Source organism: Pseudomonas sp. OST1909 (genome assembly GCF_015277575.1).
GTDB lineage: Bacteria > Pseudomonadota > Gammaproteobacteria > Pseudomonadales > Pseudomonadaceae > Aquipseudomonas > Aquipseudomonas synxantha_A.
This window is the reverse complement of the sequence record NZ_CP063780.1, coordinates 1,438,317-1,465,263: the sequence shown is the minus strand read 5'-3', so window position 1 is coordinate 1,465,263 and position 26,947 is coordinate 1,438,317. Positions and strand designations below refer to the sequence as shown.

22 protein-coding genes and 1 pseudogene are annotated in these 26,947 nt (G+C 60.2%); 11 read left to right on the top strand and 12 right to left on the bottom strand.

All coding sequences use genetic code 11. The features are described from left to right. Nucleotides 1–21: 21 nt before the first annotated feature. The 5 genes from IH404_RS06450 to IH404_RS06430 all read right to left on the bottom strand — a co-directional run bounded on the left by IH404_RS06450 (nucleotide 22) and on the right by IH404_RS06430 (nucleotide 5,072). Nucleotides 22–2,436, bottom strand: a complete 2,415-nt coding sequence (locus IH404_RS06450) for a TonB-dependent receptor (RefSeq protein WP_194440162.1) — start codon at nucleotides 2,434–2,436, stop codon at nucleotides 22–24. 109 nt (nucleotides 2,437–2,545) lie between these two features. Next, nucleotides 2,546–2,818, bottom strand: coding sequence for a GIY-YIG nuclease family protein (locus IH404_RS06445; RefSeq protein WP_005785079.1), 273 nt, complete (start codon nucleotides 2,816–2,818; stop codon nucleotides 2,546–2,548). Between the two features lie 37 nt (nucleotides 2,819–2,855). Continuing rightward, nucleotides 2,856–3,326 (bottom strand): nuclear transport factor 2 family protein, encoded by a 471-nt coding sequence (locus IH404_RS06440; protein WP_194440161.1) that lies wholly within the window; start codon nucleotides 3,324–3,326, stop codon nucleotides 2,856–2,858. 91 nt (nucleotides 3,327–3,417) lie between these two features. Continuing rightward, the gene (locus IH404_RS06435; protein ID WP_005785075.1) at nucleotides 3,418–4,053 is read right to left on the bottom strand and encodes a response regulator transcription factor; all 636 of its coding nucleotides are present in this window, start codon (nucleotides 4,051–4,053) and stop codon (nucleotides 3,418–3,420) included. Nucleotides 4,054–4,253: 200 nt separating this feature from the next. After that, nucleotides 4,254–5,072: a response regulator gene (locus tag IH404_RS06430; RefSeq protein ID WP_005785072.1), complete on the bottom strand. Its 819-nt coding sequence runs from the start codon at nucleotides 5,070–5,072 to the stop codon at nucleotides 4,254–4,256. A gap of 404 nt (nucleotides 5,073–5,476) precedes the next feature. Here IH404_RS06430 and IH404_RS06425 point away from each other — a divergent pair, with 404 nt between their 5' ends. The 9 genes from IH404_RS06425 (at nucleotide 5,477) to IH404_RS06385 (ending at nucleotide 13,816) form a co-directional block, all read left to right on the top strand. Next, nucleotides 5,477–6,100 carry a DUF1120 domain-containing protein gene (locus IH404_RS06425; RefSeq protein ID WP_005785071.1) on the top strand — a complete coding sequence of 208 codons (624 nt, stop codon included), beginning with the start codon at nucleotides 5,477–5,479 and terminating at the stop codon, nucleotides 6,098–6,100. A 15-nt stretch (nucleotides 6,101–6,115) separates the two neighbouring features. Next, complete coding sequence (locus IH404_RS06420) at nucleotides 6,116–6,733, top strand: DUF1120 domain-containing protein (protein WP_194440654.1); 618 nt, start codon at nucleotides 6,116–6,118, stop codon at nucleotides 6,731–6,733. A gap of 33 nt (nucleotides 6,734–6,766) precedes the next feature. After that, nucleotides 6,767–7,387, top strand: coding sequence for a DUF1120 domain-containing protein (locus IH404_RS06415; protein WP_194440160.1), 621 nt, complete (start codon nucleotides 6,767–6,769; stop codon nucleotides 7,385–7,387). Between the two features lie 16 nt (nucleotides 7,388–7,403). Beyond that, a complete protein-coding gene (locus IH404_RS06410) occupies nucleotides 7,404–8,024 on the top strand; it encodes a DUF1120 domain-containing protein (protein ID WP_005785066.1) in 621 nt (206 codons plus the stop codon). Between the two features lie 3 nt (nucleotides 8,025–8,027). Then, nucleotides 8,028–8,711 (top strand): DUF1120 domain-containing protein, encoded by a 684-nt coding sequence (locus tag IH404_RS06405; RefSeq protein ID WP_005785064.1) that lies wholly within the window; start codon nucleotides 8,028–8,030, stop codon nucleotides 8,709–8,711. 32 nt (nucleotides 8,712–8,743) lie between these two features. Next, nucleotides 8,744–9,448, top strand: a complete 705-nt coding sequence (locus IH404_RS06400) for a fimbria/pilus chaperone family protein (RefSeq protein ID WP_005785061.1) — start codon at nucleotides 8,744–8,746, stop codon at nucleotides 9,446–9,448. A gap of 120 nt (nucleotides 9,449–9,568) precedes the next feature. Beyond that, a complete protein-coding gene (locus IH404_RS06395) occupies nucleotides 9,569–11,995 on the top strand; it encodes a fimbria/pilus outer membrane usher protein (RefSeq protein ID WP_194440159.1) in 2,427 nt (808 codons plus the stop codon). An 11-nt stretch (nucleotides 11,996–12,006) separates the two neighbouring features. Continuing rightward, on the top strand, nucleotides 12,007–13,146 hold the full coding sequence (locus IH404_RS06390; RefSeq protein ID WP_005785059.1) for a DUF1120 domain-containing protein: 1,140 nt from the start codon (nucleotides 12,007–12,009) through the stop codon (nucleotides 13,144–13,146). 25 nt (nucleotides 13,147–13,171) lie between these two features. Further along, entirely contained in the window at nucleotides 13,172–13,816 is a 645-nt protein-coding gene (locus IH404_RS06385) for a DUF1120 domain-containing protein (protein ID WP_005785057.1), read from the top strand. On the opposite strand, the gene IH404_RS06380 is transcribed toward IH404_RS06385, so the two are convergent. The 6 genes and pseudogenes from IH404_RS06380 to IH404_RS06355 all read right to left on the bottom strand — a co-directional run bounded on the left by IH404_RS06380 (nucleotide 13,813) and on the right by IH404_RS06355 (nucleotide 19,579). Continuing rightward, nucleotides 13,813–15,078, bottom strand: coding sequence for a CynX/NimT family MFS transporter (locus IH404_RS06380; RefSeq protein ID WP_005785054.1), 1,266 nt, complete (start codon nucleotides 15,076–15,078; stop codon nucleotides 13,813–13,815). The genes IH404_RS06385 and IH404_RS06380 overlap by 4 nt on opposite strands. Beyond that, a pseudogene (locus IH404_RS06375) lies at nucleotides 15,068–15,222 on the bottom strand (GntR family transcriptional regulator); the annotation flags it as partial. The pseudogene IH404_RS06375 and the gene IH404_RS06380, both read right to left, overlap by 11 nt. A gap of 187 nt (nucleotides 15,223–15,409) precedes the next feature. After that, nucleotides 15,410–16,174 carry an amino acid ABC transporter ATP-binding protein gene (locus IH404_RS06370; RefSeq protein WP_005785051.1) on the bottom strand — a complete coding sequence of 255 codons (765 nt, stop codon included), beginning with the start codon at nucleotides 16,172–16,174 and terminating at the stop codon, nucleotides 15,410–15,412. A gap of 11 nt (nucleotides 16,175–16,185) precedes the next feature. After that, the gene (locus IH404_RS06365; RefSeq protein WP_194440158.1) at nucleotides 16,186–17,283 is read right to left on the bottom strand and encodes an amino acid ABC transporter permease; all 1,098 of its coding nucleotides are present in this window, start codon (nucleotides 17,281–17,283) and stop codon (nucleotides 16,186–16,188) included. Between the two features lie 10 nt (nucleotides 17,284–17,293). Then, nucleotides 17,294–18,475, bottom strand: a complete 1,182-nt coding sequence (locus tag IH404_RS06360; RefSeq protein WP_194440157.1) for an amino acid ABC transporter permease — start codon at nucleotides 18,473–18,475, stop codon at nucleotides 17,294–17,296. A 72-nt stretch (nucleotides 18,476–18,547) separates the two neighbouring features. Further along, complete coding sequence (locus IH404_RS06355; RefSeq protein ID WP_005785045.1) at nucleotides 18,548–19,579, bottom strand: amino acid ABC transporter substrate-binding protein; 1,032 nt, start codon at nucleotides 19,577–19,579, stop codon at nucleotides 18,548–18,550. A 346-nt stretch (nucleotides 19,580–19,925) separates the two neighbouring features. Here IH404_RS06355 and IH404_RS06350 point away from each other — a divergent pair, with 346 nt between their 5' ends. Continuing rightward, nucleotides 19,926–20,582, top strand: coding sequence for an alpha/beta hydrolase (locus tag IH404_RS06350; protein WP_005785043.1), 657 nt, complete (start codon nucleotides 19,926–19,928; stop codon nucleotides 20,580–20,582). A gap of 95 nt (nucleotides 20,583–20,677) precedes the next feature. Continuing rightward, nucleotides 20,678–22,144, top strand: coding sequence for an ATP-dependent RNA helicase RhlB (gene rhlB / locus IH404_RS06345; RefSeq protein WP_005785041.1), 1,467 nt, complete (start codon nucleotides 20,678–20,680; stop codon nucleotides 22,142–22,144). 65 nt (nucleotides 22,145–22,209) lie between these two features. On the opposite strand, the gene IH404_RS06340 is transcribed toward rhlB, so the two are convergent. Next, on the bottom strand, nucleotides 22,210–26,940 hold the full coding sequence (locus IH404_RS06340; RefSeq protein ID WP_194440156.1) for an RHS repeat-associated core domain-containing protein: 4,731 nt from the start codon (nucleotides 26,938–26,940) through the stop codon (nucleotides 22,210–22,212). Nucleotides 26,941–26,947 lie beyond the last annotated feature (7 nt).

Below are 26,947 nucleotides of genomic sequence, written 5' to 3'. Positions count from 1 at the left end.
CAGCTCCCACAGATAAATGAATCAGAAGGTCAAGGTGCTGGACACCGACACCTGCCGCGCATCGCCCATGGACACAAACTGCGTATTCACCGATGAGGTGTAGTAAGTACGATCGAACAGGTTCTTCACATTGAGCTGGAACTTGACCTTCTGCCCTTCAAGCCGGGTGTCATAGCTGGCGAACACATCGGCCACGGTGTAGCTGGGCAGGTCGAAACTGTTGGCCGCGTCACCTGCCCGCTCGCCGACATAACGCGCTCCGGCGCCGACGCGCAGTTGATCGCCGCCCAGGATACTGCCGAAGTCATACACCGCCGACAACGAGCCGGTGCTTTTTGCCACATTCTGCAGGCGATTGCCTTTGAGCTTAGGGTCTTCGGTAACCTCGGCATCGGTATAGGCATAGCTGCCAATCAGGCTCCATTTATCCGTCAGTTGGCCGCTGGCATCCAGCTCCAGACCGCGAGAGCGCACCTTGCCGGCCACGCTGTACTCCGAGGTCAGGCCCTCGCCTACCTGCACCAACACGTTGCGTTTATCGATGGTGAACAGCGCGGCACTGGCGGTGATGCGCCCCGGCAGGTCGAACTTGGTACCCAGCTCCCAGGCTTTGGATTCTTCCGGCTGCAAACTGCCACTCAACACGGTTTTATTGGCCAGCGGCGCGATGGTGGAGTTGGGTTTGAACGACTCGGTATAACTGCCGTAGAACGACAATTGATCAGTGTAGCGATACACCAGCCCGGCCCGTGGTACCCACTTCTGGCCATTGCCGTCGGTGTTGGCGGTAAACGGCACGCCTTTGCCGGCGTATTGGTCGTACATCTGGTAGCGCGCACCGCCGACCAGAATCCATTGATCGTTGAGGTGGATGGCATCCTGGAAGAACAGCGAATCGCTGCGCAGCAGGTCGGTCTGGTTGCTGTCCGGCGCGCTGACTTTGGAACCGGCGACTTCATTGCCGTACACCGGGTTGTTGTAATCGAAGGTGCCCCGCGGCGCCTGGCGGATCAGGTCGGCACGGTAGATCTTGCGGTACTCATCGTCCAGGCCGAACACCAGATCGTGCTGCATACCTGCAACATCGACCTTGCCTTCAAGGCTGGCGGTGGCGAAGCGATCGGTGGTCAACGCGCCCTGGGTACCGTCCATGCTACGGGTCAGAGTGCCGTTGGTGTTGACCTTGACCACGCGCACCTGGCTGGCGTCATAGGTTTCGCGATTCCAGCTGTAGCCGAAGTGAGCTTTCCAATCGTCGTTCAGATCGTGGTCGACGCTCAGGCGATACAGATCGGAGCGCCCTTCCATATTGTTGAACGGCTCATCCAGACGCCGGGTCGCGGGGATGTTCAGCGGGTGGTTGGTCTTGGGATCGATGGCGGTGCCACGGTCGAACGGCGCGAGAAATTCGCGGTGTTCATAGGCCAGCACCACTTGGGTGGTATCGCCGTACCAGGCCAGGGACGGCGCCACCAGGGTCTCGCGATGGGTGCCGTAGTTACGCCAATAGTCTTCGTCTTCATGATCGACGATCAGGCGATAAGCCAGGCCGCTGTCGCCGAGGGGGCCGGTGGTGTCGAGGTTGCCGCCACTGCCGTTCTTGCCGCTGCCGAAGGTCGAACCGCGCGCGGTCAGGGAGGTGGACTGCACCAGCTCAGGCTTTTTGCTGACGATATTGACTACGCCGCCCGGGTCCTGGATGCCATACAACAGCGAGGACGGGCCCTTGAGCACTTCAATACGCTCGGCGGTAGCGTTCATGGCACGGCCCTGCACCACCGGCATACCGTCCTTCATGATCGAGCCGTTACGGTTGTCGCCAAAACCACGCAACATCACCGCGTCCTGAGTACTGCCGAGGGTGTTGGACTGGGTGATGCCGCTGATATTGCCCAGGGCGTCATCCAGGTTGCGCGGTTGCTGGTCGCGCAGCACCTGGGCCGGCACCACGTTGACAGTTTGCGGGGTTTCCAGCAGCAACCCATGGGAGCGCATCACCGAACTGGTGGGCGGCGGCTGATAGCTGGTGCTGTCCTGCGTCGGGTTGACCGCGCTGATGGTGGTGGCGCCAAGGTTGACCGCACCGTCGCTGGGCAGCGGCTCCAGGGCCAGGGTGCGAGCGTCGATCTGGCGGAAGGTGAAACCTGTATTGCTCAGCAGACGTTGCAGGGCCTGGGTTGCGCTCATCTGCCCACTGACCGCCGGGGCATTGAGGCCGAAGGGCGCTTCATCGGTGTAGATCACACTGATGCCTGTGACCCGGCTGAACTCGCTCAGGGCCTGGGGCAGTGGTTTGGCTGCCAGGGCAAAATTGAACTGGGCGCTTTGCTGCTCCTGCGCACGCGCAACGCTCAACGGCAGCAACGCCAGCCCTGACACCGCCAGGACCGAGGCTCCCAGCCACTGTTTTACCCAACCACCCGCCGCTGACTTCATGCTGTGAGAACCCGTGTAGAAAACGCTGTTAATGCGAATAGATCGCAGTTTCATGCACTACACGGATGGGCCGGGGATTTACCTCACCTGAATCAGCAAATAATTTCGATCATTGCTTGCCACTCGTCGCGAGACACTCCTTGGCGCTCTTCTTCAGCTTCTTGATCAGCCGCTCCTGGCGCAACGCCTCACCCTTGCTCGCGCATTGTTCGGTGTACACCAACGCCACCGCCGGGCTGGACAAGAAGAACCGCGCGCCCTTGCCGCTTTGGTGGCAGGCAAAGCGGCGCACCGGGTCATTGCTGATGCCGCAATACAACGAGCCATTGGCGGCACGCACCAGGTAGACGAACCAGGGTTTGGGTTCTGCAGGATCAGTCACAGGGCAATTTCGGTAAACCAGAGGAGCGCCAATCTTATCAACGACCGGCCTGGAATGCCTTCAAGCCTTTAAGTGCCTGGGCCCGCACCGCATTTTTCAGCGCCGGCGACCAGCCCAACAGCAGCCCTTTCAAGCCCAGCGCCTGGCGCGACCAGCGCCACAGGTCGAAGTGATCATGGTGCTCGCAGATCTTGCCGTCGCGAAACACAAAGCGCGCACCGATGTCGTTGACCACCGTATTCCCCGTGGCGCTGAACAGGTAAGTCGCCACCCAGCGCGCGCTGCCTGTGCTGTCATCACTGCGCACGTGGTCGAAGGTCAGGGAGAAATCCTTGGCCCGCGTGGTGAGCATGCGCCACATATCCCCAGCGTCGCGCCCGCGCAACTCGCCGAAGGCCGGGTCGCTGAACACCACGTCTTCGGTGTAGCAGGCGGCCATGGCTTCGGCATCCAGGCGCTGGAAGGCACTGTAGAACTCGGTGATCAGGGCGTTATGGGCATCACTCATGGGCAGGCTCCGCAGGTGTCGAAAGAATAAGCGCACGATAGGCTGCCCAGACCGCGCTGGCTACTGACATTCGCCAGGCAAATGCATGAGCCTACGGCACCATCCCAGTGCTGCGAGCGTAGGCGAACAGGTCTACATCGGTGGAGATACTCAGCCGCTGCATAGCCGTGCTTTTCTGCTTACTGATGGTCGAGATACTGCGGTTGACCTGTGCCGCAATCTGGCTGACGGTCATGCCGCTGGCCAACATGCGCACCACCTCACGCTCCTTGCAGGACAATTGCGGCACCTGGGACTGATCGCCCGTGCCCGCCTCCACCATTTGCACCCGCAGGGATTCACTGGCGAACGTCTGGCCGGCACACACAGCCTTGATCGCCTGGGGCAGCTCTTTGGCGGAAGCACTTTTGGCCACCACGGCCTTGGCACCATGGGCGAAGGAAGCACGCAGGGTGGCGACGCTGGCGAACATGGTCACCAGAATCACCGGCAACTGCGGATACTGGCGGTGCAACAGGCTCAACAGCCCGTAGCCGTCGGCCTGCTGGCCGCCTGGCATGGCAAAGTCTGTGACGAGCAAGTCACACGGGGTTGTCCTCAACACTTCGAGCAACTGATCGGGGCCGTCGGCCTCCGCGACCACTTTGCACCGGCCATGCGCCTCAATCACGACTTTCTGCCCGATACGCACAATAGGGTGATCGTCAGCAATAATTACTCGAAGCATAGATTCCCACGAATGATGGCAAACTGAATCCGCGCAAAATACCCCCGCTGGCGCTCATCAACAACCGCTAACAAAGCGCTGCTGGCAGCCGCGCTCAATGTTCAGTAGCTCACACTTTTTTGCCTACAAAACAATAAGAAAATACCTACAGCAAAGACAAGATCAACGGATTGCAAAACGTTCTGCGCCAACACTGCCTCTCAGACTTCAGAGAGGTACTCGAGATAGACGAACAAGCGCGCCAGGAACAACTCCAATTGCACCTTGTGCGCAGCAACACCCTGGGACTGGACCTGTTCGATCAGCCTCACGGCGCTTGATTCAAGGCCAGTACCACCCAAAAACACCAGGCTGCCCACCAAGCGATGGAGGCGCTCAGCCGTCAGTGATGAGTTCAACGTCAAGCAGGCATGACGCAACACGCGGTGGTCTTCCCAGGCCTCGAACAACAGGGTTTCCAACAATTGATCGACGATACGCTCGCTGCCAAACATCGCGACCAACGTGGCACGGGTTGGCCAGCCGGCGAGCGGTGCAACAGCTCTCTGGGCGACATGCGCGTCATCCTCGCCCGGCAACCAGCGTGCCAACACGGCGTGCAGCTGTTCAAGGGTCAATGGCTTGAGCAGCCAGGCATCCATGCCGGCGTCGCGGCAACGCTGGGGGCTGTCGTTTTGCAGGTTGGCGGTCAAGGCAATGATCGGCACTCGCCTCTGCCCGTTGTCACACTCATGCTGGCGAATAGCGCGAGCCATGCTGTAGCCATCCATAACGGGCATCTGGCAATCACTGATCACCAAGTCGAAGGGCCGGCTGGCGAAGGCCACCAGCCCGAAGTACCCATCGTCGGCCAATTCGTATCCCAGCCCCAACTTCTGCAGCAAACAACCCAGCAACAGGCGGTAGGCCGAATGATCTTCCACCACCAGCACGCTCAGCTGCTGCCAATGAAGCGGGGGGGCACCTTGCGGCTTCAATTTGCGGTTCGCTCCTGCTGTTGAACCTGCCAGCGAACCCATCAGTACCTCTATCGTGACTATTGATCCGGCAGTAATCTCCGGCACTGGTGCAATAGCCCTCGAGACCTTTCATGCAGCAATGATCGAAATACCCTTTCAGGGGTTATCGACAAAAAACATATAATCCTTTGAGTCAATCAGAGTCGATACAACAACTACGAAAAGCACTACCGAACCACCCTCTCCCGGCACGTCCTTCGTACCCCTGCCAATGTCGTATTAGTTGTATTTCCCCCGTGCATCCCCCTGGCTAGATTATGCCTACCCCAAAGAGGGACGGCTTGCCACTCCCCGGCAAGCGCTAAAAAACATCGAGATCACCGCCAGGCAACCACCCGTCCACACACGATCGGGCGTTGCTCTGCCGCATCTCAATCTGCCAGCTTGTAATGGAACAATTTGAAATGAAGACCTCTGTATCCCTACTGAGCAGTGCCCTGCTGCTCGCCATAACGTCATCCGCTTTCGCCGCCAGCAGCGTCGACCTGACTGTCAAAGGGTTGATCACGCCCAGCGCCTGCACACCCAGCCTGCCGGGTGACGTCGATCTTGGAAAAATCGCCGCAAAAGATCTGTATCAAGACAGCTATACGCCGCTTGAGAAAAAGACCCTGCAACTGAGCGTCAATTGCGACGCGGCGACGCTGTTTGCAATCCATCCCGTCGACAATCGAGCCGGTTCCGCCGCGTCTGGCGCCGCCTTTGGCCTGGGCTTGATCAACGAAAACCAGAAGCTCGGCCTGTATCAGTTGACGTTCACCAACCCCGTCACTGAAACACCATCCACCCTGATTGCAATGTACAACTCCGAGGGCCGATGGACAGAACTCCTTAAGGATGAGGTCATTGCCCCCAACGATCTGGTGGCGCTGGGCAGCCGCGGTGAGAACGGTTGGGCCCCCCACCCGATCAAAGAGGCGCTCATGGACATGACGCTGCACACCTTGATTGCACCTGCAAGAAACCTGACCTTGACCAGCGAAGTGGCCATCGACGGCTCCGCGACCTTTGAAGTGAAGTACCTGTAAATGGACGTTTCCCAGATGAAGACCCGCCTGCCCCTGTTGAGCAGCGCCCTGCTGCTCACCCTGGCGTCATCCGCTTTCGCTGCCAGTTCCGTGGACCTGACCGTCAAGGGCTTGATCACACCGAGTGCCTGCACCCCGAACCTGCCAGGGGCTGTGGACTATGGAAAAGTCGCAGCAAAAGACCTGAACCTCGACAGCCATACCTGGCTTGAGGACCAGACATTACAACTGAGCGTGAGTTGCGAGGCGGCGACGCTGTTTGCCATCAAGCCCATCGACAACCGAGCCGGCTCCTCAACGTTCGGCGCCTACGGCCTGGGTGTAGCCAACGGCACAGAAAAGCTCGGCGGGTACCAACTGATGTTCAGTAAGCCCGTCGCCGAAACGCCTTCGACCTTGCTCTACCAGTACGAACAGCGCCCCTGGGCGCCGCTCTATCCGGAGGACCCGCTGCAAGACGCTATGTTGGTGGCCCTGGGCAGCCGTGCCGATTCCGGCTGGGCCCCGCACCCCGTGCAGAACGCGCTCATGGACATCACCGTGCACACCGCCATTGCACCCGCCAACGGCTTGAGCCTGGCCAACGAAGTGGCGCTGGACGGCTCCGCAACTTTGGAAGTTCTGTACCTGTAACCCCTCATCTTCGTACTAAGGAAGGTTCAAACGATGACTTACTTAAGAGCCACGCCCCTGGCCGTCCTATTGTTGACCACCTCGCCTCTCACACTGGCCGCCAGCAGCCTGGACCTCACCGTCAAAGGCATCATCACGCCAAGCGCCTGCGCGCCAGAGGTCTCCGGCGGTGGCAATGTCGACTTCGGCAAGGTGTCGGTCAAGGATCTCAATAGCGACACCTACACCGACCTGCCCCGAGAAACCATGCTCTTGAGCGTGCGTTGCGAAGGGCCGACGTTTTTTACCCTGAACACCATCGACAACCGTGCCGGCACCACTGCCAGCCACTTCAATTGGCACGGCCTGGGCATGACCCCCAACGATGAAAAAGTCGGTGATGCCGGGCTTGGCCTCTACCAGCCGGTCGCCGACAACATGCCGGTACGCACCATTATCTCCAGGGATGGCGGCACAACCTGGATGCCCTCCGTGATGCTCAGCCACACCGTGCTGACGGCGGTTGCCAACAACGACGGCCTGGTGCCGATTGCGATCCAGAAGCTGGACGCCGAGATCCGCCTGATCACTCACATTGCGCCTGCCAGCAACCTGACGCTGACCGACGATGTACCTATCGACGGCCACGCCACCGTGCAAGTCAATTACCTCTAAGGATATGGAGCCCCCGATGAACATTCGATTGACCACCCTGGCCGCCAGCGTACTTCTGCTCAGCTCAACCACTGCCTTCGCTGCCTCCAGCGTCGACCTGACCGTCAAAGGGCTGATCGTGCCCAGCGCCTGTATACCCACCTTTCACGGTAGCAATGTGATCGACCACGGCAAGATCTCTGCTAAAGACCTGAAACCTGACAACCCGACAGTCATTGGCAACCATACCCTGGTCCTGGCCGTCAATTGCGATGCGCCGATCCAATTCGCCCTGCACTCGATCGATAACCGTGCATCCTCAGGTATCTCTTCGAGTTACGGCCTGGGCTTTATCAATGACACCCAGAAGCTGGGGGGATACAGCCTCACGCTTGCCAATCCACTGGCCGATGATGGTGTAGTGGTGCAACCCATTGCATCGTCCGACCAAGGTAATACCTGGTTCAAAGAAAAGTTCTGGGATCCGGGCCTGTACATGTCGATCGCCGCAATGGATGACGACAGCCAGCCGCTGCCTGTCAAAGACCTGCAGGTCGATCTGCAAGTGCAGACCTTCATCATGAGCACTGCCGGCATGGACCTCAGCAATGAGGTGACCATCGACGGCTCCGCCACCCTTGAAGTGAAGTACCTGTAACCCATGGCCGCCCACCCCTCGAGCGCCGGCAGGCATGGGCTGCGTCTGGCGCTGCCCGTGCTCGCGGCATGGGGGCAAAACGTGGCCATCGTGCTTGGCCTGGCCGCGATGACCGATGCCCACGCAGCGTCGACCGTCGACCTCACGGTGACCGGCCGGGTGACACCGGATGCCTGCCATATCGAGCTGACGAATGACGGCATCATCGAGCACGACAAGATCCCCGCACATAGCCTCAATGCAGACGAGTTTACCGTGCTGCCCAGCCAGCTACTCGAACTGCATGTGCTCTGCGCCAGGCCCATGCTGTTTGCCTTGGTAGGCATCGACAATCGCGCCGACTCCTCGCTGGCCCCCGACTTTTTCTACGGACTGGGCAGAAACATCCACGCCCCCGAGGAGCGTCTCGGCTCCGTGGCGTTGTCCTATCGCAACGCGGTGGGCGATGCGCAGCCCATGCAGGTATTGGCCTCCACCAACAACGGGGAAACCTGGTCGCCGGACCCCAACGCCTATCCAAGATCCTATATGGCCTTTGCACCGCTGGGCGACCGTCAACCGGATTTCATCAGCCAACTGACCGCCGAGCTTCAGGTGGTCACCGCCATCAACTTTTCGCAGTACCTGACGCTGGACCAGGAAGTCCCCCTCGACGGCTCCATCGTCCTGGATTTGCGCTACCTCTGACCGATGCCTTTTGGCCTAATGGAAAACCCGTCATGACGACGACATTCTCAAACACCGCTGTCGGCCTTGTCGCCCTGCTGCTGATACTCGGCAATCAAGTCAAAGCCGACGGGATGATACCGGACACCTCCGTGGTGATCGTGTTCGAAGCCGAAGGCGAAGCGGCAGTGTCAGTGACCAACACCGACAGCCAACTCGCGCTGCTGCATGTGACCCTGCAGGATATTCCGGAGGACACCGAGCCGCTGCTGGTGGTGACCCCGCCGCTTTCACGGGTCGAGGCGTCCAAATCCCAGTTGGTGCGCTTCATCCTGCAAAACCGGAAGCCGTTGCTCACCCAACGGCTTAAACGCGCGGTGTTCGAAGGCATGCCCCAAGGCCGTGACGCGACCGCCGCCGGGCATGCCCGCGTGGGTGTGACCGTGCGCCAGAACTTGCCGGTGATCGTGCATCCCAAAGGCCTTGCCCCCAATCGCACGCCCTGGACCGACCTGACCTGGACCTTGCGCGACGGCCAGTTGCAGGTGCGTAACGACACGCCCTATGTAGTACGCCTGGCGCAGGAACTGCTGCTGTTGCCCGGCAACGGCAGGGCGATGCTGCCGCGCACTTACGTGCTGCCCGGCGAAGCCTTGAGCGTGCCGGCCAGCGGCGGCAAGGCCAACACGGTCAGGTTGCAGCCGGCCACTGTGTACGGCTTTGCGGTGAAGGCCTACGACGCACCGATCACCCTCTGACTGAAAACCGCAGGCGTCGCCCCCCTGACCGCCGCCTGAATAACGAAGTGACGGCTCATTGACCGTCACCAGAACGCCTGGGCACACGGGGCCCGCGCGTTCACTACTCGAGTACCTTGCGTGAAAACAGTATTGAGTTACCGTGACGGCGAAGCCGTGCCCGACATCCCTGTCAGCTCGACCTTGCCGCTGGTGTTACTGCTGTGCGCGCTGATGCCCGCCAAGGCATGGGCCGAAAACTCCAGCTTCGACGCCCAGACCTTGCATCAACGCGGCATTGATCCACAGCTGGCCAGCCTGCTGCTGGCAGCACCGCGCTTCGCCAGCGGGCAACACACGGTCAATCTGCGGGTCAATGGTCAGCGACACGGCCGGCTGGATGTGACCTTCGATCAGCAAGGCAACCTGTGCTTCGACCGCGCATTGCTGGACGCCGCCAACCTGGTGATCCCGAATGAAACGGCAGGTTGTCAGGATTTTCTTGCGCAATATCCACAAACCCTGGTTGAACCGGACCCGGCGACGCTGACGGTGTCACTGGTGGTACCCACCGAGGCGCTGCGCCCCATACAACAGGATATCTCGGGGTACGAAACCGGCGGGTTTGCCGGGCTGCTCAACTACGACCTCAGTGGTTTCTACAACCGCTTCGGCGATGACGCCAGCCGCTTTGGCTCGGCCAACACCGAGGTGGGGTTCAATGCCGGCGATTGGATCGTGCGCAGCCGCCAAGTACAGACCTGGCAGGATGGCCTGTCACGCAGCACCCACTTGCAAGCCTATGCCCAACGCACCTTTGCCAGCCACCAGGCGGTGCTGCAGGCTGGGCAAATCAACCTGTATAACCCGGTACTGTCCGGCGCGCAGATCACCGGGGTGCAGGTGCTTACCGAGCACGCCCTTCAAGAACAGGGCCAGGGTGCGCGGATCCAGGGCATTGCCAACAGCCCTGCCCAGGTGGAGGTACGACAGAACGGAGCGTTGATTCACTCCACCGTCGTGCCCGCTGGTCCCTTTACCCTGACCGATGTACGTCGCTTGAATACGCGCTCGGACGTGGAGGTCACGGTCAAGGAAAGCGCTGGCGGTGAGCGGCGCTTCACCGTGCCGGCGGCCATGCTCGGCCTTGGGTTGCCAGCACCGGGTTACTCCGTGGCGGCGGGTCGGGTGCGTAATGTGGGCGACGCCAAAGGCGCTGATCCGTGGGTGGTCAGTGGCGGCTGGACCGGTGCGCTGCACCCGCAGTTGACCCTGGGCACCGGTGTACTGGCAGCCAGCGATTACCGCTCGGTGGGCGCCAGCCTGGGCTGGTTGCCGTGGGTGGACAGCCAGATCCAACTGTCCACGCAGCTGTCCAACACCCAGGCGTGGGAAAAGGTTTCGGGCGTACAGACCGACCTTTCCTGGTCCCAGCGCCTGGGCGAGCAGTGGTCGATCAGCCTCGCCAATTCCTGGCGCAGCATCGGCTATCGCGAACTCGAAGAAAGCACGTATGAGCGTGGTGACAGCAACCGCGACTCTCGTTATCGCGACCAGCAAAGCCTCAACCTGGGCTGGTCGCATCCGCTGCTGGGTGCGTTCAGCGCCGGGGTTGCGCGCTCGGCCAACTTCGCTGGCGACAGCAGCAGCCGTGCGTTGGCCTCGTGGGGCACGAGTATCGGTGCTGTGTCACTGTCGGCCAGTGCCGAGTGGCAAATGGGCGGTAGCCAGCAACAGGACAACGCCGTGTACCTCAATATCAGCGTGCCGTTGGGCGAAAGTCGCCGGCTACGTAGCTGGGTGCGCAATTCCGGCGGTGAGAACCGCACCGGCCTGGGCCTCACCGAACAGATCGACGACCAACTCAGCTATCGCGTCAGCGCCGAACACGACAGCAGCGACCATCAAGTGGAAACCACGCTGGGCGTCTCGGTATTGCCGCGTTACAGCCAGCTCGATTTCAGCTACAGCCGCTCCGATGCCGAACGCTCCAGTTATCAAGGCGGCGCTCGCGGCGGTGTGGTGATACATGGCGACGGCGTGACTTTTTCACCCTACCCGGTGCGCGACACCTTTGCCCTGGCGTCGGTCGGCGATATGAGTGGCATCAAGCTCAGCACCCCCAGCGGCGCGGTATGGACCGACTGGCAAGGCCAGGCCGTGGTGCCGCAAGTCACCGCCTACGGGCGCAGCCCAGTGGAAGTGCAGACACGTTCACTGCCGCGCAATGCCGACATCCACAATGGCCTGGCGATGATCTCGGCCGGACGCGGCGCTGTTGACCGAGTGGAGTTTGGCATCAGCTTGACCCGTCGCATATTGCTCACCGTCAGCACCGACCAGGGTAAACCTCTGCCTGCCGGAGCCTCAGTCAGCAGCGCCAGCGGCGAGTTCGTCACCTTGGTGCAAGACGGCAGCCAGGTGTTTCTACCCAACGTGCTGGACCAATCGACGCTGTGGATAACCATGCCCGATGGCGGTCGATGCGAATTGCGTTACTCACTTCCGGAAAAAGCCGACCCCACGGTGTACTTCGAAACTGCTCCCGCGCGTTGCCACGCGCCTTGAGGATCCCCGTCATGCCCTTCGCAACATGTATGCGCCAACTGTGCCTGTGGTTATTGATCGGCGGTGCCGGCACCGCCCACGCCTTGGAAGAATGCCAACTGAATGTCAGCGAACCCCTGATCGATTTCGGCTTGATGAGCCGCCTGGCACAAAGCGACAGTGCACTGGAACGCTTGCTTGGCGAGCGGCGCCTGAGCGTGACCATCAACTGTCCGCAAGCGCAAGATTTGAGCCTGTTCTATCGCGCACTGGCCGCTAGCCCGCAGCGCCTGCAATTTACCCCGCATGGCAGCTATGCCATCGAAGCCGGCAACGCCGTGCTCGATGGTCGCGCCGTAAAGTTGGGGCTGCTACCTGCTGCGGGCCAGGCGCCCGTGGCCAATGGCACGGAGCTGGAATGGCGCTCCGGCCATGGCGTCGCGCCGGTCGAACACGGTGCGGTGCTCAGGGGCAACACCCTGTCGTTGCAACTGACGCTGCGCGCCTGGGCCGACCCCGCTGCCACTCAAGTGCGCGACAACACCACCTGGGAAGTTTCCGGGATGGTGTACAGCGCACAAAACGGACGCTACCGGGAACTGACCGTGCGCGCGCACTTTGCGCCCATCGCCTGCCTGCCGACATTATCCGACCACGGCGTGGTGGACTACGGCACCCTGTATGCCAAAGACCTCAACGCCACCACTGAAACACCGCTGCCCATGCGCACACTGCGCCTGAGTGTGACCTGCGATGCGCCGATCCGCTTTGCTCTGCACATGAAAGACAATCGCGACGGTTCAGCCACGGGCGGTACCGATGAAACCGCGTATGGATTGGACCTGGATGCCAGTCGCAACAAAATCGGGCGGTTTTACCTGACTATCGACCCGGCCGAATTCAGCGCCGACACCTTCCCCGCGCTGTACCGCACCGACTCCACCAGCAACGGCGTGGCATGGAGCAGTTCCACCGCACGGCAAATCCCCATGGCCGCCAACAGCCTGCTGGGGTTTACCGACACGATGGGGGTCACCACCGGCCCGGTCGCCATCCAGACCCTGACCGGCACGATGCGCCTCAAGTCTTACCTTGCCCCCATGCAAAGCCTGAATCTTCGTGAGGTGGTGCATATCAATGGTTCCGGCACTATCGAAATCGTCTACCCCTGACCCGTCACTATGAGGAACTCGTCCCGTGAAAACCCGCCTCTTTACCAGTCTGTTGCTGTTGACCAGCACGCCCTCTGTGCTAGCCGCCTCGGCGGTGGACCTGAGTGTCAAAGGCCTGATCACTCCCTCCGCCTGCATGCCGCAGTTCCCCGGCGGTGCCCTGATTGACTACGGCAAGATTGCCCAACAGGACTTGAACCTGGAGACCGCTACGCGTCTGCCCGTCAAGACCTTGACCGTCGGCATCGCCTGCACGGGCACGGTTCGCTTTGCCCTGCGCATGCGCGACAACCGCGACGGCTCGGCCATGGTCGACAGCGAGATTTACTACGGCCTGGGGTTCGATGTCAGCGGCAACCGCCTGGGGGTCTACTCCATGACCTTCGACCCACGACAGACCCAGGCCGGCAACATTGCGCAGATCTACGGCACCGAGTCCACTACCGGGGGCCTGGCGTGGCGCACGTCCAACCTCAACCCCATCGACATCGGCTCCAGGAGCTACCTGGGTTTTACCGACGTAGAGGGTAGTGTCAGCGGCCCCGCGGCCATCGGTTTAATGCTGAGCACCGTCACCGTGCAGACGGTGATCAATGCTCGACAAAACCTGGACCTGAGCGTGGAAACCCCGCTCGACGGTTCAGCCACTCTGGAAGTGGTTTACCTCTAGAGCTTCTCGCTGGTGACCTGTACGTAGCACGCACGACCGGCGCCCAGGCCCGCGACAATCGCGCCCAGGCCGATCACCGCGAAGATCCAGCCGATAGCCGCCCAGCCGCCGGTCCAGTCGTGCACCAGGCCAACCGCAAACGGGCCCATTGACGCCAGGGTGTAACCGATCCCCTGGGCCATGCTCGACAGGTTGGCGGCGACGTGAGCGTCACGCGAGCGCAGCACGATCAAAGTCAGCGCCAGGCTGAAGGTGCCGCCCTGCCCCAGACCGAGCAGAATCGCCCAGCCCCATAAACCGTCCAGCGGCGCATACAGGCAACCGAACAGGCCGCCGAGGGTCAGCAGCATCACCACCACAATCGCCAGGCGCTGGTCCTTGCCTCGGGTGGCCAACCACGGTGCGGCCAGGGAACTGAGCAGTTGCACGATGATGGAGCCTGAGAGCGCCAACCCGGCTTCGGTAGCACTCAGGCCACGTCCGATCAGGATTGACGGCAACCAGCCAAACACAATGTAGGCCAGGGACGATTGCAGGCCCATGTACAAAGTCACCTGCCAGGCGAGCGGGTCACGCAGCAAGCCCCTGACCCGGTAAGCCACCTGATGGGCACCGTGCTTTTGCCCCACTTGTGGCAACCAGAACAAGGCCGCCAGCAACGCCGGAATAACCCAGAACCCCAGGCCGATGGCCCAGCTGTCTGCGAAATATTGGCTCAGGGGCACCGTGGCTCCCGCAGCCAACGCAGCCCCTAGACACAACGCCATGGTGTAGACGCCGGTCATGGCACCCGCCTGCCTGGCAAAATCGCGCTTGACGATGCCCGGCAGCAACACGCCAATGATGCCAATACTCGCACCGGCAATCAGGCTGCCGGCGAACAGCCCCACTTCACCGAACGAACTGCGCAGGATAATTCCGGCGGCCAGGGTCAGCAGGATGCCCAGCACCACGCGCTCGGCGCCAAAACGTCTGGCCAGGATCGGCGCAGTGGGCGCGAACAGGCCCAGGCACAAGACCGGCAAAGTAGTCAGCAACCCGGCCTTGGCCGCAGATAACCCAAGGCTGCTGGAGACTTCAGCCAGCAGTGGCGACATGCTCGACAGCGCCGGCCGCAGGTTCAACGCCACCAGTACCAGGCCCAGTAGCAGGAGCCACGGACGAACCACCCGCGGATGGGCCTGCTGGACGGCCTCGTCATCGGCTTCGGCGTCGATCAACAGTTCTTCGAGTTCAGTCGTACGTTTGGCTTCAAGGTTCATTGATCAACTGCCGGCAGAGGGATTTGGCACGTTCGCGGTCTTGGTTTCTACCGCGTCGAGCAAGGCGATATGCAGGTCGAATACAGCCTGGCGACGCGGTGAGATGTTCAGGGCCTGACGTAACTGGGCGCCGACGAGGCTATTCGCAGTTGCCTGCAAAGGCAACGCACCAGAGTGCCTGGATTAGCAAAAGAAGCAGTAGAGTGGCTAGGCCAGGGTATTTGCGCAGGTTTACTCATATCCTCAACACGGGAGCCAGAGGCGCTCAAGGCTTGCTAGCCGACAAACAATAAACCCGGCACCAGGCCGGGTTTATGTGTTCAACCATCGATCAATGCAGTATCTGGCTCAAGAACAACTTGGTCCGGTCATTCTGCGGGTTGTCGAAGAAGTCATTCGGCGCCGCCTGCTCCACGATCTCGCCCTTGTCCATGAAGATCACGCGGTTGGCCACGGTGCGCGCAAAGCCCATTTCGTGAGTCACGCACAACATGGTCATGCCGTCTTCGGCCAGGCCAATCATGGTGTCCAGAACCTCTTTCACCATTTCCGGGTCGAGTGCCGAGGTCGGCTCGTCGAACAGCATGATTTTCGGTTTCATGCACAAGGCACGGGCGATGGCCACACGCTGTTGCTGGCCGCCGGACAGTTGCCCCGGAAACTTGTGGGCCTGCTCTGGAATGCGTACGCGCTCAAGGTAGTGCATGGCAATTTCCTCGGCCTTGCGCTTGGGCATCTTGCGCACCCACATCGGCGCCAGCGTGCAGTTTTGCAGGATGGTCAGGTGTGGGAACAGATTGAAGTGCTGGAACACCATGCCCACTTCACGGCGGATCGCTTCGATCTGCTTGAGGTCGTTGGTCAACTCCACGCCATCGACCACGATGCGGCCTTGCTGGTGCTCTTCCAGGCGGTTGAGGCAGCGAATGGTGGTGGACTTGCCCGAGCCCGACGGCCCGCACAGCACAATGCGCTCGCCCTGCTTGACGTTGAGGTTGATGTCTTTCAACACGTGGAACTGGCCATACCACTTGTTGACGCCCTGCATCTGAATAATGCCTTCAGGGCTCACCGGCTGCTTGATTGCTTGGCTCATTAAAACAACTCCTAACGCTTGTGGCCGGTGTCGAGCTTGCGTTCCAGATGCATGGAATAGCGCGACATACCAAAACAGAAAATCCAGAACACCAGGGCGGCGAACACGTAGCCTTCAGTGGCCATGCCCAGCCATTTGGGGTCGGCGGCGGCTTGCTTGACGCTGTTGAGCAGGTCGAACAGGCCGATGATGATCACAAGGCTGGTGTCCTTGAACAGTGCGATGAACGTATTGACGATGCCCGGTATCACCATCTTCAAGGCTTGCGGCAGGATCACCAGGCCCATGCTGCGCCAGTAACCCAGGCCCATCGCCGCAGCCGCTTCGTATTGCCCCTTGGGGATCGCCTGCAAGCCACCGCGCACCACTTCTGCCACATAGGCCGACTGAAACAGAATCACGCCGATCAGGGCACGCAACAACTTGTCGAAGTTCATGCCCTCGGGCAGAAACAACGGCAACATCACCGATGACATGAACAGCACCGTGATCAACGGCACGCCGCGCCAGAACTCGATGAAGGTCACGCAAACCACCCGAATCGCCGGCATGTTCGAACGCCTGCCCAACGCCAGCACAATGCCCAACGGCAAGGCGCCGGCGATGCCCACCGTGGCGATCACCAGGGTCAGCATCAAGCCGCCCCATTGGCTGGTCGCCACGTTGCTCAGCCCGAACACGCCGCCATGCAGCAAGCAGTAGGCGATGATCGGGTACAGCAGCAAAAAGCCCAGGCCGTAGATCGCCTTGCGTGGAAAACGCGAGATGAACAACGGCGCCACGCCAACGATGGCCAGCCATACCGTCATGTCCACGCGCCAGCGCAGGTCGACGGGGTAATAGCCATACATGAACTGCCCGAAGCGCTGCTGGATGAACACCCAGCAGGCGCCCTCTTTGGTGCAATCGGCGCGCGTGGTGCCGACCCAGTTGGCATCCAGAATCGCCCAATACAAAATCGGCGGCACCACCAGGTACACCAGGTAGATCGCCAGCAAAGTCAGCAGCGTGTTGAGCCAGCTTGAGAACAGATTGGCGCGCATCCAGGCCACCGGCCCGAAGACTTTGCCCGGGGGTGGCATATCAGGTTTGAACGTATGCGTAGTCATGGGCGTCTCCTCACCGCTCGATCAGCGCAATGCGCTTGTTGTACCAGTTCATCAGCAGGGAAATGCTGATGCTGATCGCCAGGTACACGCTCATGGTGATGGCAATGACTTCGATGGCCTGGCCGGTCTGATTGAGCACCGTGCCGGCAAACAGCGAAACCATTTCCGGGTAACCGATACCGGCGGCCAACGAGGAGTTTTTCGCCAGGTTCAGGTATTGGCTGGTCAACGGGGGAATGATCACGCGCAAGGCTTGCGGGATGATGACCTTGCGTAGCGTCGGCCCCGGGCGCAGGCCCAGCGAGCGTGCCGCTTCAGTCTGGCCATGGCTGACGGACTTGATGCCAGAACGCACGATCTCCGCAATGAAGGCCGCCGTGTACACGGTCAGGGCCAGGGTCAATGCCAGCAGTTCCGGAATCAGTACCCAGCCGCCGACGAAGTTGAAGCCTGCAAGCCTGGGCATTTCCCAATGCAGCGGTGCGCCGAAGGTCAACCCGCACAACGTCGGGATCACAATCAATAGCGCCAGGCCCGTCCAGAATTTATGGAACGGTACGCCTGTCGCTTCAAAGCGCTTGTTGGCCCAGCGGGTCATCAGCACGATAGCCACGATAGCGACCAGCACGCTGGCGACAAACGGCCAGAACCCATCGGCCGCCAGCGCCGCCGGCATGTTCAGGCCACGACTGCTGACGAAGAACATGTCACCGAAGTTATGGCTGTTGCGCGGCCCCGGCATGGTCAGGAACACCGCGAAATACCAGAACAGGATTTGCAGCAACGGCGGGATATTGCGAAAGACTTCCACATAGACCGTCGCCAGCTTGTTGATCATCCAGTTGGGCGACAGGCGCGCCACGCCGATGATGAAACCGAGCAGGGTTGCCAGCACCACACCAATGACGGTCACCAGCAAGGTATTGAGCAAGCCGATCACAAACACCCGGGCATAGCTGTCCGATTCGGTGTAGTCGATCAAATGCTGCGCGATGCCAAAGCCGGCACTGCGCTCAAGAAAGTCGAAACCGGAGGTGATGCCCCGGTGTTGCAGGTTGGTCTGGGTGTTGTGAAACAGGTACCAGCCCAGCGAGACCACCGCCACAATGGTGATGATCTGGAAGAGCCACGCGCGCACTTTGGGATCGCTGAAGCTGAGCTTCTGCTTGGGTGCGCCGATGAGATTTTGCATGGAATGCCCCGCAAGGAATGGAACAGAACATCACCCGGCGGTTGGCCCACCGGGTGATAGAACCATCAGCGATCAGCGCACAGGAGGTGCGTACTGGATACCGCCGTTGTTCCACAGCGCGTTCAGGCCACGGTCGATTTCCAGCGGCGTGCTCTTGCCCAGGTTGCGCTCGAACATTTCGCCGTAGTTACCCACTTGCTTGACGATCTGTACGACCCAATCCTTCTTCACTTTCAGGTCTTTGCCGTATTCGCCATCGGCACCGAGCAGACGCGCAACGTCCGGGTTCTTGGTGGACTTGGCTTCGGCCTCGACGTTCTTGGAGGTCACACCGGCCTCTTCAGCGTTGAGCATGGCGTAGCCCACCCAGCGCACGATGGCCAGCCACTCGTCGTCGCCGTTACGCACCACCGGGCCCAGTGGTTCCTTGGAAATGGTTTCCGGCAGCACCACGTAGTCTTTCGGCGCCGCCAGCTTGCTGCGCTGGGCGAACAGTTGCGACTTGTCGGAAGTCAGCACGTCGCAACGCCCGGACTCCAGCGACTTGGCGCTTTCATCAGAAGTGTCGAAGGTGATCGGGGTGTACTTGAGGTTGTTGGCGCGGAAGTAATCGGAAACGTTCAGCTCAGTGGTAGTACCCGCCTGGATGCAGATGGTCGCGCCGTCCAGTTCCTTGGCACTTTTCACGCCGAGCTTGTTGTTGACCAGAAAGCCGATGCCGTCGTAGTAGGTGATGAAGCCCGGGAATTTCAGGCCCATGCCCGCATCGCGGGAACTGGTCATGGTGGTGTTGCGCGACAGGATGTCGACTTCGCCCGATTGCAGCGCGGTGAAACGCTCCTTGGCGTTCAACTGGCTGAACTTGACCTTGGTGGCGTCACCAAAAACCGCAGCAGCCACAGCGCGGCAGTAGTCAGCGTCAATCCCGAGGATCTTGCCGCTGGCATCCGGCACCGAGAAACCCGGCAAACCGTCACTTACGCCGCATTGCACAAAGCCTTTTTTCTGCACGGCATCCAGAGTGGCGCCCGCCTGGGCGAAACCACTGACACCCAGTACAGCCGCCGCGGTGACGATGGCCAGGGTGGACTTCAATACCTTCATTACATACCTCCAGTTGCTCTTGTTGTGTCCAAGCTCCAACCTCAGCGCACCCTTATGAGGCGATATCGACCCGTGTTGGCTTTTTTTGGGGTCAAGCAGCATGAGGTTTTTGCGGTAATTCCAGTTGCTTTCCCACCGGCGGCAGTCACTGATAGTGTTACCGCCCTGGGAGAGTTCTGACATCGACCTACACATAGCAAGGCGCGTACCAGAGTGCTGGCCGAGTCGCTGCCCGTCCTGTTCAGTGGTAAAAGATTCAACCTTGCGACATTCTCTTAACAGATCAACCTGTCGCGCACCGTCCCGATGCCCCCAATCCAAGCGTGCGCACATATATGGAGCAGACATGACCGACCCCTTGATTCTTCAGCCCGCCAAGCCCGCAGACGCCTGCGTTATCTGGTTGCATGGCCTGGGTGCCGATCGCTACGACTTCCTGCCGGTGGCCGAGGCGCTGCAGGAAAGCTTGCTGACCACCCGCTTCGTTTTGCCCCAGGCGCCCACTCGTCCGGTGACCATCAACGGCGGTTATGAGATGCCGAGCTGGTACGACATCAAGGCCATGAGCCCGGCGCGTTCGATCAGCCTGGAAGAACTGGAAACCTCGGCCAAAATGGTCACGGATTTGATCGAGGCACAAAAGAGAACCGGAATAGACGCTTCGCGAATTTTTCTCGCGGGTTTTTCCCAGGGTGGCGCAGTGGTTTTCCACACGGCGTTCAAACACTCGGAGGGTCCATTGGGTGGCGTAATTGCCCTCTCCACGTATGCACCGACCTTTGACGATGAGCTGGAGTTGTCCGCCAGCCAGCAACGCATTCCCGCCCTCTGCCTGCATGGCCAGTACGACGACGTCGTCCAGAACGCCATGGGTCGTAGCGCCTACGAGCATTTAAAGAGCCGTGGTGTCACCGTGACATGGCAGGAATACCCAATGGGCCACGAAGTGTTACCCGAAGAGATACGCGATATCGGCACCTGGCTGGCTGAACGCCTGCGCTGAAACCCGCGTTTATGTAGCCGTATGACAGACGCACTACGCCGCGCCCGATTCTTGCATTACACTGGCCGGCGTACATTCCTTAACCAATTAATGAGATGACCGTGCTCAAAGCACTCAAGAAGATGTTCGGCAAAAGCGAGGCTGAGCCGCTCGCGCCTGTTCCCAGTGCTCCTGCCCCCAAGCCCGGCAACCGCAATGACGGTCCACAGCCTGGCCGGACTACGCCTGCCGCCTCACCGAAAAAACCCACGGTGACGCCGCCTGAACAGGTAACGCCTGCTGAGGCCGCCCCAGCACCTGCGGCCAAACCTCGTCGCGAGCGCGCGCCCAAGCCGCCGGTGACCCCGTGGAGACTCGAAGACTTCGTCGTCGAGCCCCAGGAAGGCAAAACCCGCTTCCACGACTTCAAGCTGGCCCCGGAACTGATGCACGCCATCCAGGACCTGGGTTTCCCGTACTGCACGCCGATCCAGGCGCAGGTGCTGGGCTTCACCCTGGCCGGCAAAGACGCCATCGGCCGCGCCCAGACCGGTACCGGCAAGACCGCCGCGTTCCTGATCTCGATCATCACCCAGCTGCTGCAAACGCCGCCGCCCAAGGAACGCTACATGGGTGAACCGCGCGCCCTGATCATCGCCCCTACCCGGGAGCTGGTGGTGCAGATCGCCAAGGACGCCGCCGACCTGACCAAGTACACCGGCCTCAATGTCATGACATTTGTCGGCGGCATGGACTTCGACAAGCAGCTCAAGCACCTCGAAGCCCGTCACTGCGACATCCTGGTCGCCACTCCAGGCCGCCTGCTGGACTTCAACCAGCGCGGCGACGTGCATCTGGATATGGTCGAAGTGATGGTGCTGGACGAAGCCGACCGGATGCTCGACATGGGCTTTATCCCGCAAGTACGCCAGATCATTCGCCAGACGCCGCCGAAAACCGAGCGCCAGACTCTGCTGTTCTCCGCGACCTTCACCGAAGACGTGATGAACCTCGCCAAACAGTGGACCACCGACCCGTCGATCGTCGAGATCGAGGCGCTGAACGTTGCCAGTGAAAACGTCGAGCAACATATCTACGCCGTGGCCGGTGCCGACAAGTACAAGCTGCTCTACAACCTGGTCAACGACAATGGCTGGGAACGCGTGATGGTCTTTGCCAACCGCAAGGACGAAGTGCGCCGCATCGAAGAACGCCTGGTGCGCGACGGCGTCAATGCTGCGCAACTGTCGGGCGATGTGCCGCAGCACAAGCGCATCAAAACCCTGGAAGGCTTCCGCGAAGGCAAGATCCGCGTGCTGGTGGCCACCGACGTGGCCGGTCGCGGTATTCACATCGACGGCATCAGCCACGTGATCAACTTCACCCTGCCGGAAGTGCCGGACGACTATGTGCACCGCATTGGCCGTACCGGCCGTGCCGGGGCGGCGGGTGTGTCGATCAGCTTTGCCGGGGAAGATGACTCGTATCAGTTGCCGTCGATCGAGACGCTGCTGGGGCGCAAGATCAGCTGTGAGACGCCGCCGACGCATTTGCTGCGTCCTGTAGAACGCAAGCGACCGTAAGGTTGAACCAATGCCAGTCAGCGAGCCTGACTGGCATTTTTTATGCGCCCACTGCCTTGTCCAGATCAGTCACTATCGCCCAGGTCACTCCAGACAGGCTGACGAATACGCATGGCCTCTTTTCGAAATTCCCCATAGAACTGAAAACTGCTCCCCGGCATGTCTGCCAGCCCCAGGCTTATGGGGCGCGGCTGTGGTTGCTGCTGGCGCTGTGACTGCTCGTCGTCGGCCGACGGCTGAGCTTGCAGGCTTTTGGTTCGCGCATCCAAGCCACGACCGAAGTTAGTCCATCTGAGTACCGAGCGGGCACCGCCGAAAAGTTGACTGGCAGTGGTTATCTTGGCGGGGACAGCGAGCGAGTAAGACAACCCCGTCGCGTTTTTGCCTGCCGCAACGAGCCCGCTGCCGAGGGGGCTGGAGAAGAATCCAATGGTCTTTTCAGATGATCTGCCCGCTGCGGCTGCAAAGGCTTTAGCCCCCAATGTGGCAGAAAGGCCGACACTGGCAACGACGCCAACACTGGAGAACCCGAAAGACGCCCATCCCAGGTTCTTGATGTGCTGCGAACGATCCCACCCCATTTGCTTGTCGACGGCCTCGATACTCAGCCCTGTAATCCCCAGCGTGCCGCCTACCGAGCTAGAGCCCGTAGCGATGACGCCCAGAATATTTGCCGCCTTTACCGCCCCTTTAGCGAGCGCCGCCGCCATCCCGACCACTGCAACCTTGAACGCCACCACCGATAAGGCCAGCGCAATCCCGGTCAGCACCCAAGACAGCCACTTTGGAAAAAGCCCACTCGGGTCGATGAGGTTGATCGGGTTACCAGCGCAGTAGGCGTAGCTGTTAATCCCACCCTCATCAAAAGGCGCCAATGGATCAGCCGAAAAGAACACCATCAAGCCCGGGTCGTAGGCACGCGCACCCAAATGGTAAAGGCCTGCCGCCGCATCCAGACGCTCGCCGTTAAACGCCGGCAGTTGCAGATCCGCCATCGATCGCACACTGCCGTCCTGCGGCACAACCTGGCCCTCGCCATACGGCGCGTAATGACGCTGCACAGGCGCTTGCCCAGGTTCCACCACGCCGCGCACGGTACCGGCCCCGTCATTCAGATGCAGCTGCGGCCCCTCGACGCCACCGGTACGCGCCTGCACTTGGCCCCCGACGTTGAAGTAACGCAGTTTTCTACTGCCCTGCACCAACCTATCCAGATGATCCCCCGCATAGACCATGACCACCGGTGATTCATTGTCACGTGTCGCCACGACTTGTCGAGACTCGGCATCGTACTGATAGCTGCACTGCAGGGAACCTTCCTGCACGCAGGTCAACTGGTCATAGCCGTTGTAGGTGTAAGTTCGCCCTGCTGGCCCCCCGGTCAAATTACCCGCCGCATCATAGGTCAGGGCATCATCCTGCAACGGGTTGGAGTGGGTCACACGGGTCAGGCGCGTGGGGTCTGCGTCGGTGAAAAACCGCTCGCTGATGTCCTGCGCGCCGTCAGCGAAAGTCGTCACGACGTGCGTGATGTTATCCAGGCTGTCGAAGCAAAATTGCTGCCCAACGATGTCGCGCCCCAGCGAGTCCTGGGGATGTTCACGCCCCTCGCATTTGTAAGTCTTGAGCCGCAGGAAGGCGTCATAGGTGAAGGTCTCCCCCATCACCAATTCAGAGGCTGCGTCACGCACGATGCGACTGGCCAGCAGGCTGTTGGGATGATAAGTGCTGCTGATGATGTGTAGCAGCACGCCATTGTGCAAAAAGCGCCGCTGCGCCTCCCGCCCCAAGGGGTCGTAGCTCACCTGCGTGACCACCTCGGTATCGGCGTAGCGAGTGGTCAGTACGTCAGGTCGCGCAAACATGTCATAGCGCTGTTCAATGACTACCGTCCCAGCAGTCATCGTGCAAACCCTGCCCATGGAGTCATATTCAAACTCGCTACGCTGCCCATCATCCGAGATGTGTTGCAACATACGCCCGCCGATTGAATAACCATACTGCGTGACCAGTGCCATACCGAGGACCGTTTGTATCTCTTTTTCCGGGTAGCCGTTCACATCATGGAACAACTCATGTTTGAGCGTGCCACTCTCTGAATAGGTCGGCTGACCACTGACCGGATCATGCCGGTACTGCCTATCCGTGTGCCCCGACATTTTGACCGTGCTCGGGGTGCCCAACTCCTTGTCGTAGGTCCATTGCTGACGGTGCCCACTGCCCGAGACCACGGCGACAGGTTCGGTCCAGTTTGTCTCATAGTGCCAAGTGGTGGCGGGTGCCGTGCCCCTGGACTGAGCAGTCAAACGCCCCAGGCTGTCGTAGGTGCGCGACCCCACCTGTTTGCCATCGATACTGATTGAACTGGGCAGCGACTCGCTGGTTCCACGCGCGTAGGCCACCGTGCGCAGCCGCGCAGGGCTGCCATCCGAAGGCGTGTGGAGGGTGGTCAATATGCGGTCGAACAGGTCGTAGGTGTAATCGATGCGATGCTTGTCCACGTCCACGCGTGACAGGCAGCGCCCCAGGCCGTCATAGAGGCATGACTGCACTTCGGTAATCTGCCCGAGGGCGTCCACCTGGTTCACCAGGAACGGCTGATGATGAGCATTCAGATAGGTTTCCAGGCGCTCGCCGCCTTCGACCCCCGTTACACGCAGGTGCAGCCTTGGGTCATATTCATCGATCGCCACGCTGCCATCGGCACGGCTTACACGGCAGGCGTTGCCCCACGCGTTATAAGCGTAGCGCGTGGTCAATACACGCTCGCCATCCGGCAGATAATCAATATGAGTCCGTTCCACCGTTTGCCCAAGGGCGTCATAGCGCCAAGTCCCGAGGGGCTGCTCCTTTGCACCGTTTTCCAGCAACAACGCCTCGGCGACCGGCCGCCCCGCCCCGTCGAAGTAAGTGACGGTACTGCGGCCTTGTGCATCAGTCATCACCAAATGAGCGCGTTTCGTTGGCGCTGCATAGTGATAAACAAAACTACGACTGGCCTGCTGCGGCTCACCTGGCGAAGCGGTTTGCGCCGTCAATCGTCCTGCAACATCGTACGCGGTGACCAGCGTTGCCCCTCCATCCCGGCTCATCAACAGTAGGCGCCTGTCGACCAGAGAGTGCGTGCGCACTGATTCCAGCCAGTGGCCCTCACGCCCCAACAGCCGACAGGTTTCGCTAAGCGTGTCGCCTGTGACGGTGTAACTGTAATTGCTGACTAACACCTGGCCATCAACGGTAGACGTGGTGCTTTTCAACCGGCCAGCCAGCTCGGCAGGCGCGTCGTAGTAGGTTTGCTGTGTGCTGAATGCGCCAGCCTGAGTGACCGACTCCGGCATGACAAAATAGCTGTTATCCGTATGCTGCACACGGGTATGGGTGTACTCGGTGAATCGGACGGCAGGCGTGCCCCCGGCGGGGATAAGACGCTCTTGCTTGACATAGCGCGGGAACAAATCATGGGGGTCGGCCGGACACTTACCCAGTTCTCCGTCTTTGGAGTAATAACTGTATTCAATGCGCACCCCGGAGTCCTCGGTACGGCTTAGCTCGTTACCGTAGTCGTCAGTCTCAATCTCGACCTTTACCACCCGCTCCGCGCCTCCCGCCACCAGCGCATAACTGGTCGTGATAACGCGGGGTAGCTGGAGGTTGGGAGGCTGCGCCGGAAAGAGCCCTGGGCACACGTTATATTCAATGGTCCTGGTAGTCCGGGTGCCTTCGCGCAGGACCTGCTCCTCGGTCAGCAGGTGGAATTTGTTGTAGGTGGTACGCGTAACGCTCAGCGTTGTCTTACTGGTTATGTCATCGATGCGGGTCTCTTCCGTCCAATAGTTGTAGTCACTGCCTATGAGGTACAGATTGTCCTCGCCCTCACGAAAACCGCCTGAAAAGGGATAGCCGGTGAAATTCCTGCCCGGGCTGTAACTATAGGTACGTGACATGCCGGGCTGGCCGGCAGCGGGTGTCTGGACCCAACTGGTGACGCGGGGGATGTGTTGACCATTGGCATACTGATGGCCGTTTTCAGCATAGTTGATCAACTCATCACCCCCCATCGGTGGGCGCACCCGGCGGATCGCAATGATGCCGTTGCGAAAAGCTTGTCCGTACTCCAATACATAGTTTGCACTGGGAGGCGACTCGAGACTGTCATAAGGGGCGGTGAAACCGGTCAGTCGACCATTCGACTGAGTGAAGGCGATACGCGCATAACGTCCTCCGTCGACTCGCGTATCACTACGTACCAAGCGCCCGTTGGAATAGGTCAACAACAGCAGCACTTGCTGATCATGATCCAGAATACGCTCAAGAGAACCACCCGGCGCGTACTCCCATTTCAGACGCTCACCGTTTTCAAACTGGATAGCATCAATACGATAGGGCGTGGTGCTGCCCGTACGCTTCAATATCTCGACGGTACCGTCCTTGTAAATCACATGAAGCGTCGTGGCATCCGGTCGTTTGACTACCAGGTCCTTAAGCTTGCGGTCCTTGATCAGCAGCGTTCCTCCAACTGGGGGCAGGCTTTGGGTTTTGAATTGTTCGCCGGTGAGCAGTGTGAGCCGCGAAAGGGTGCTGTCAAACTCGGTGTTGCTGATGCTCCAACTGGTTCCATAAACACCCACTTTGTTATTCAGCATGGAGAATGACAGCGCGATCGTTCTACTGATCTCCAGCGGGCCTTGCGGGTACAAGGTGGCCAACTGAATTCGACAACCGTATTGGCCGGTGCGTGGGTCTACTGCGCCGCCGAAGTAAGAGCGGAAATTAAAGGCTTGAGAGTAAACATCCATATCTGAC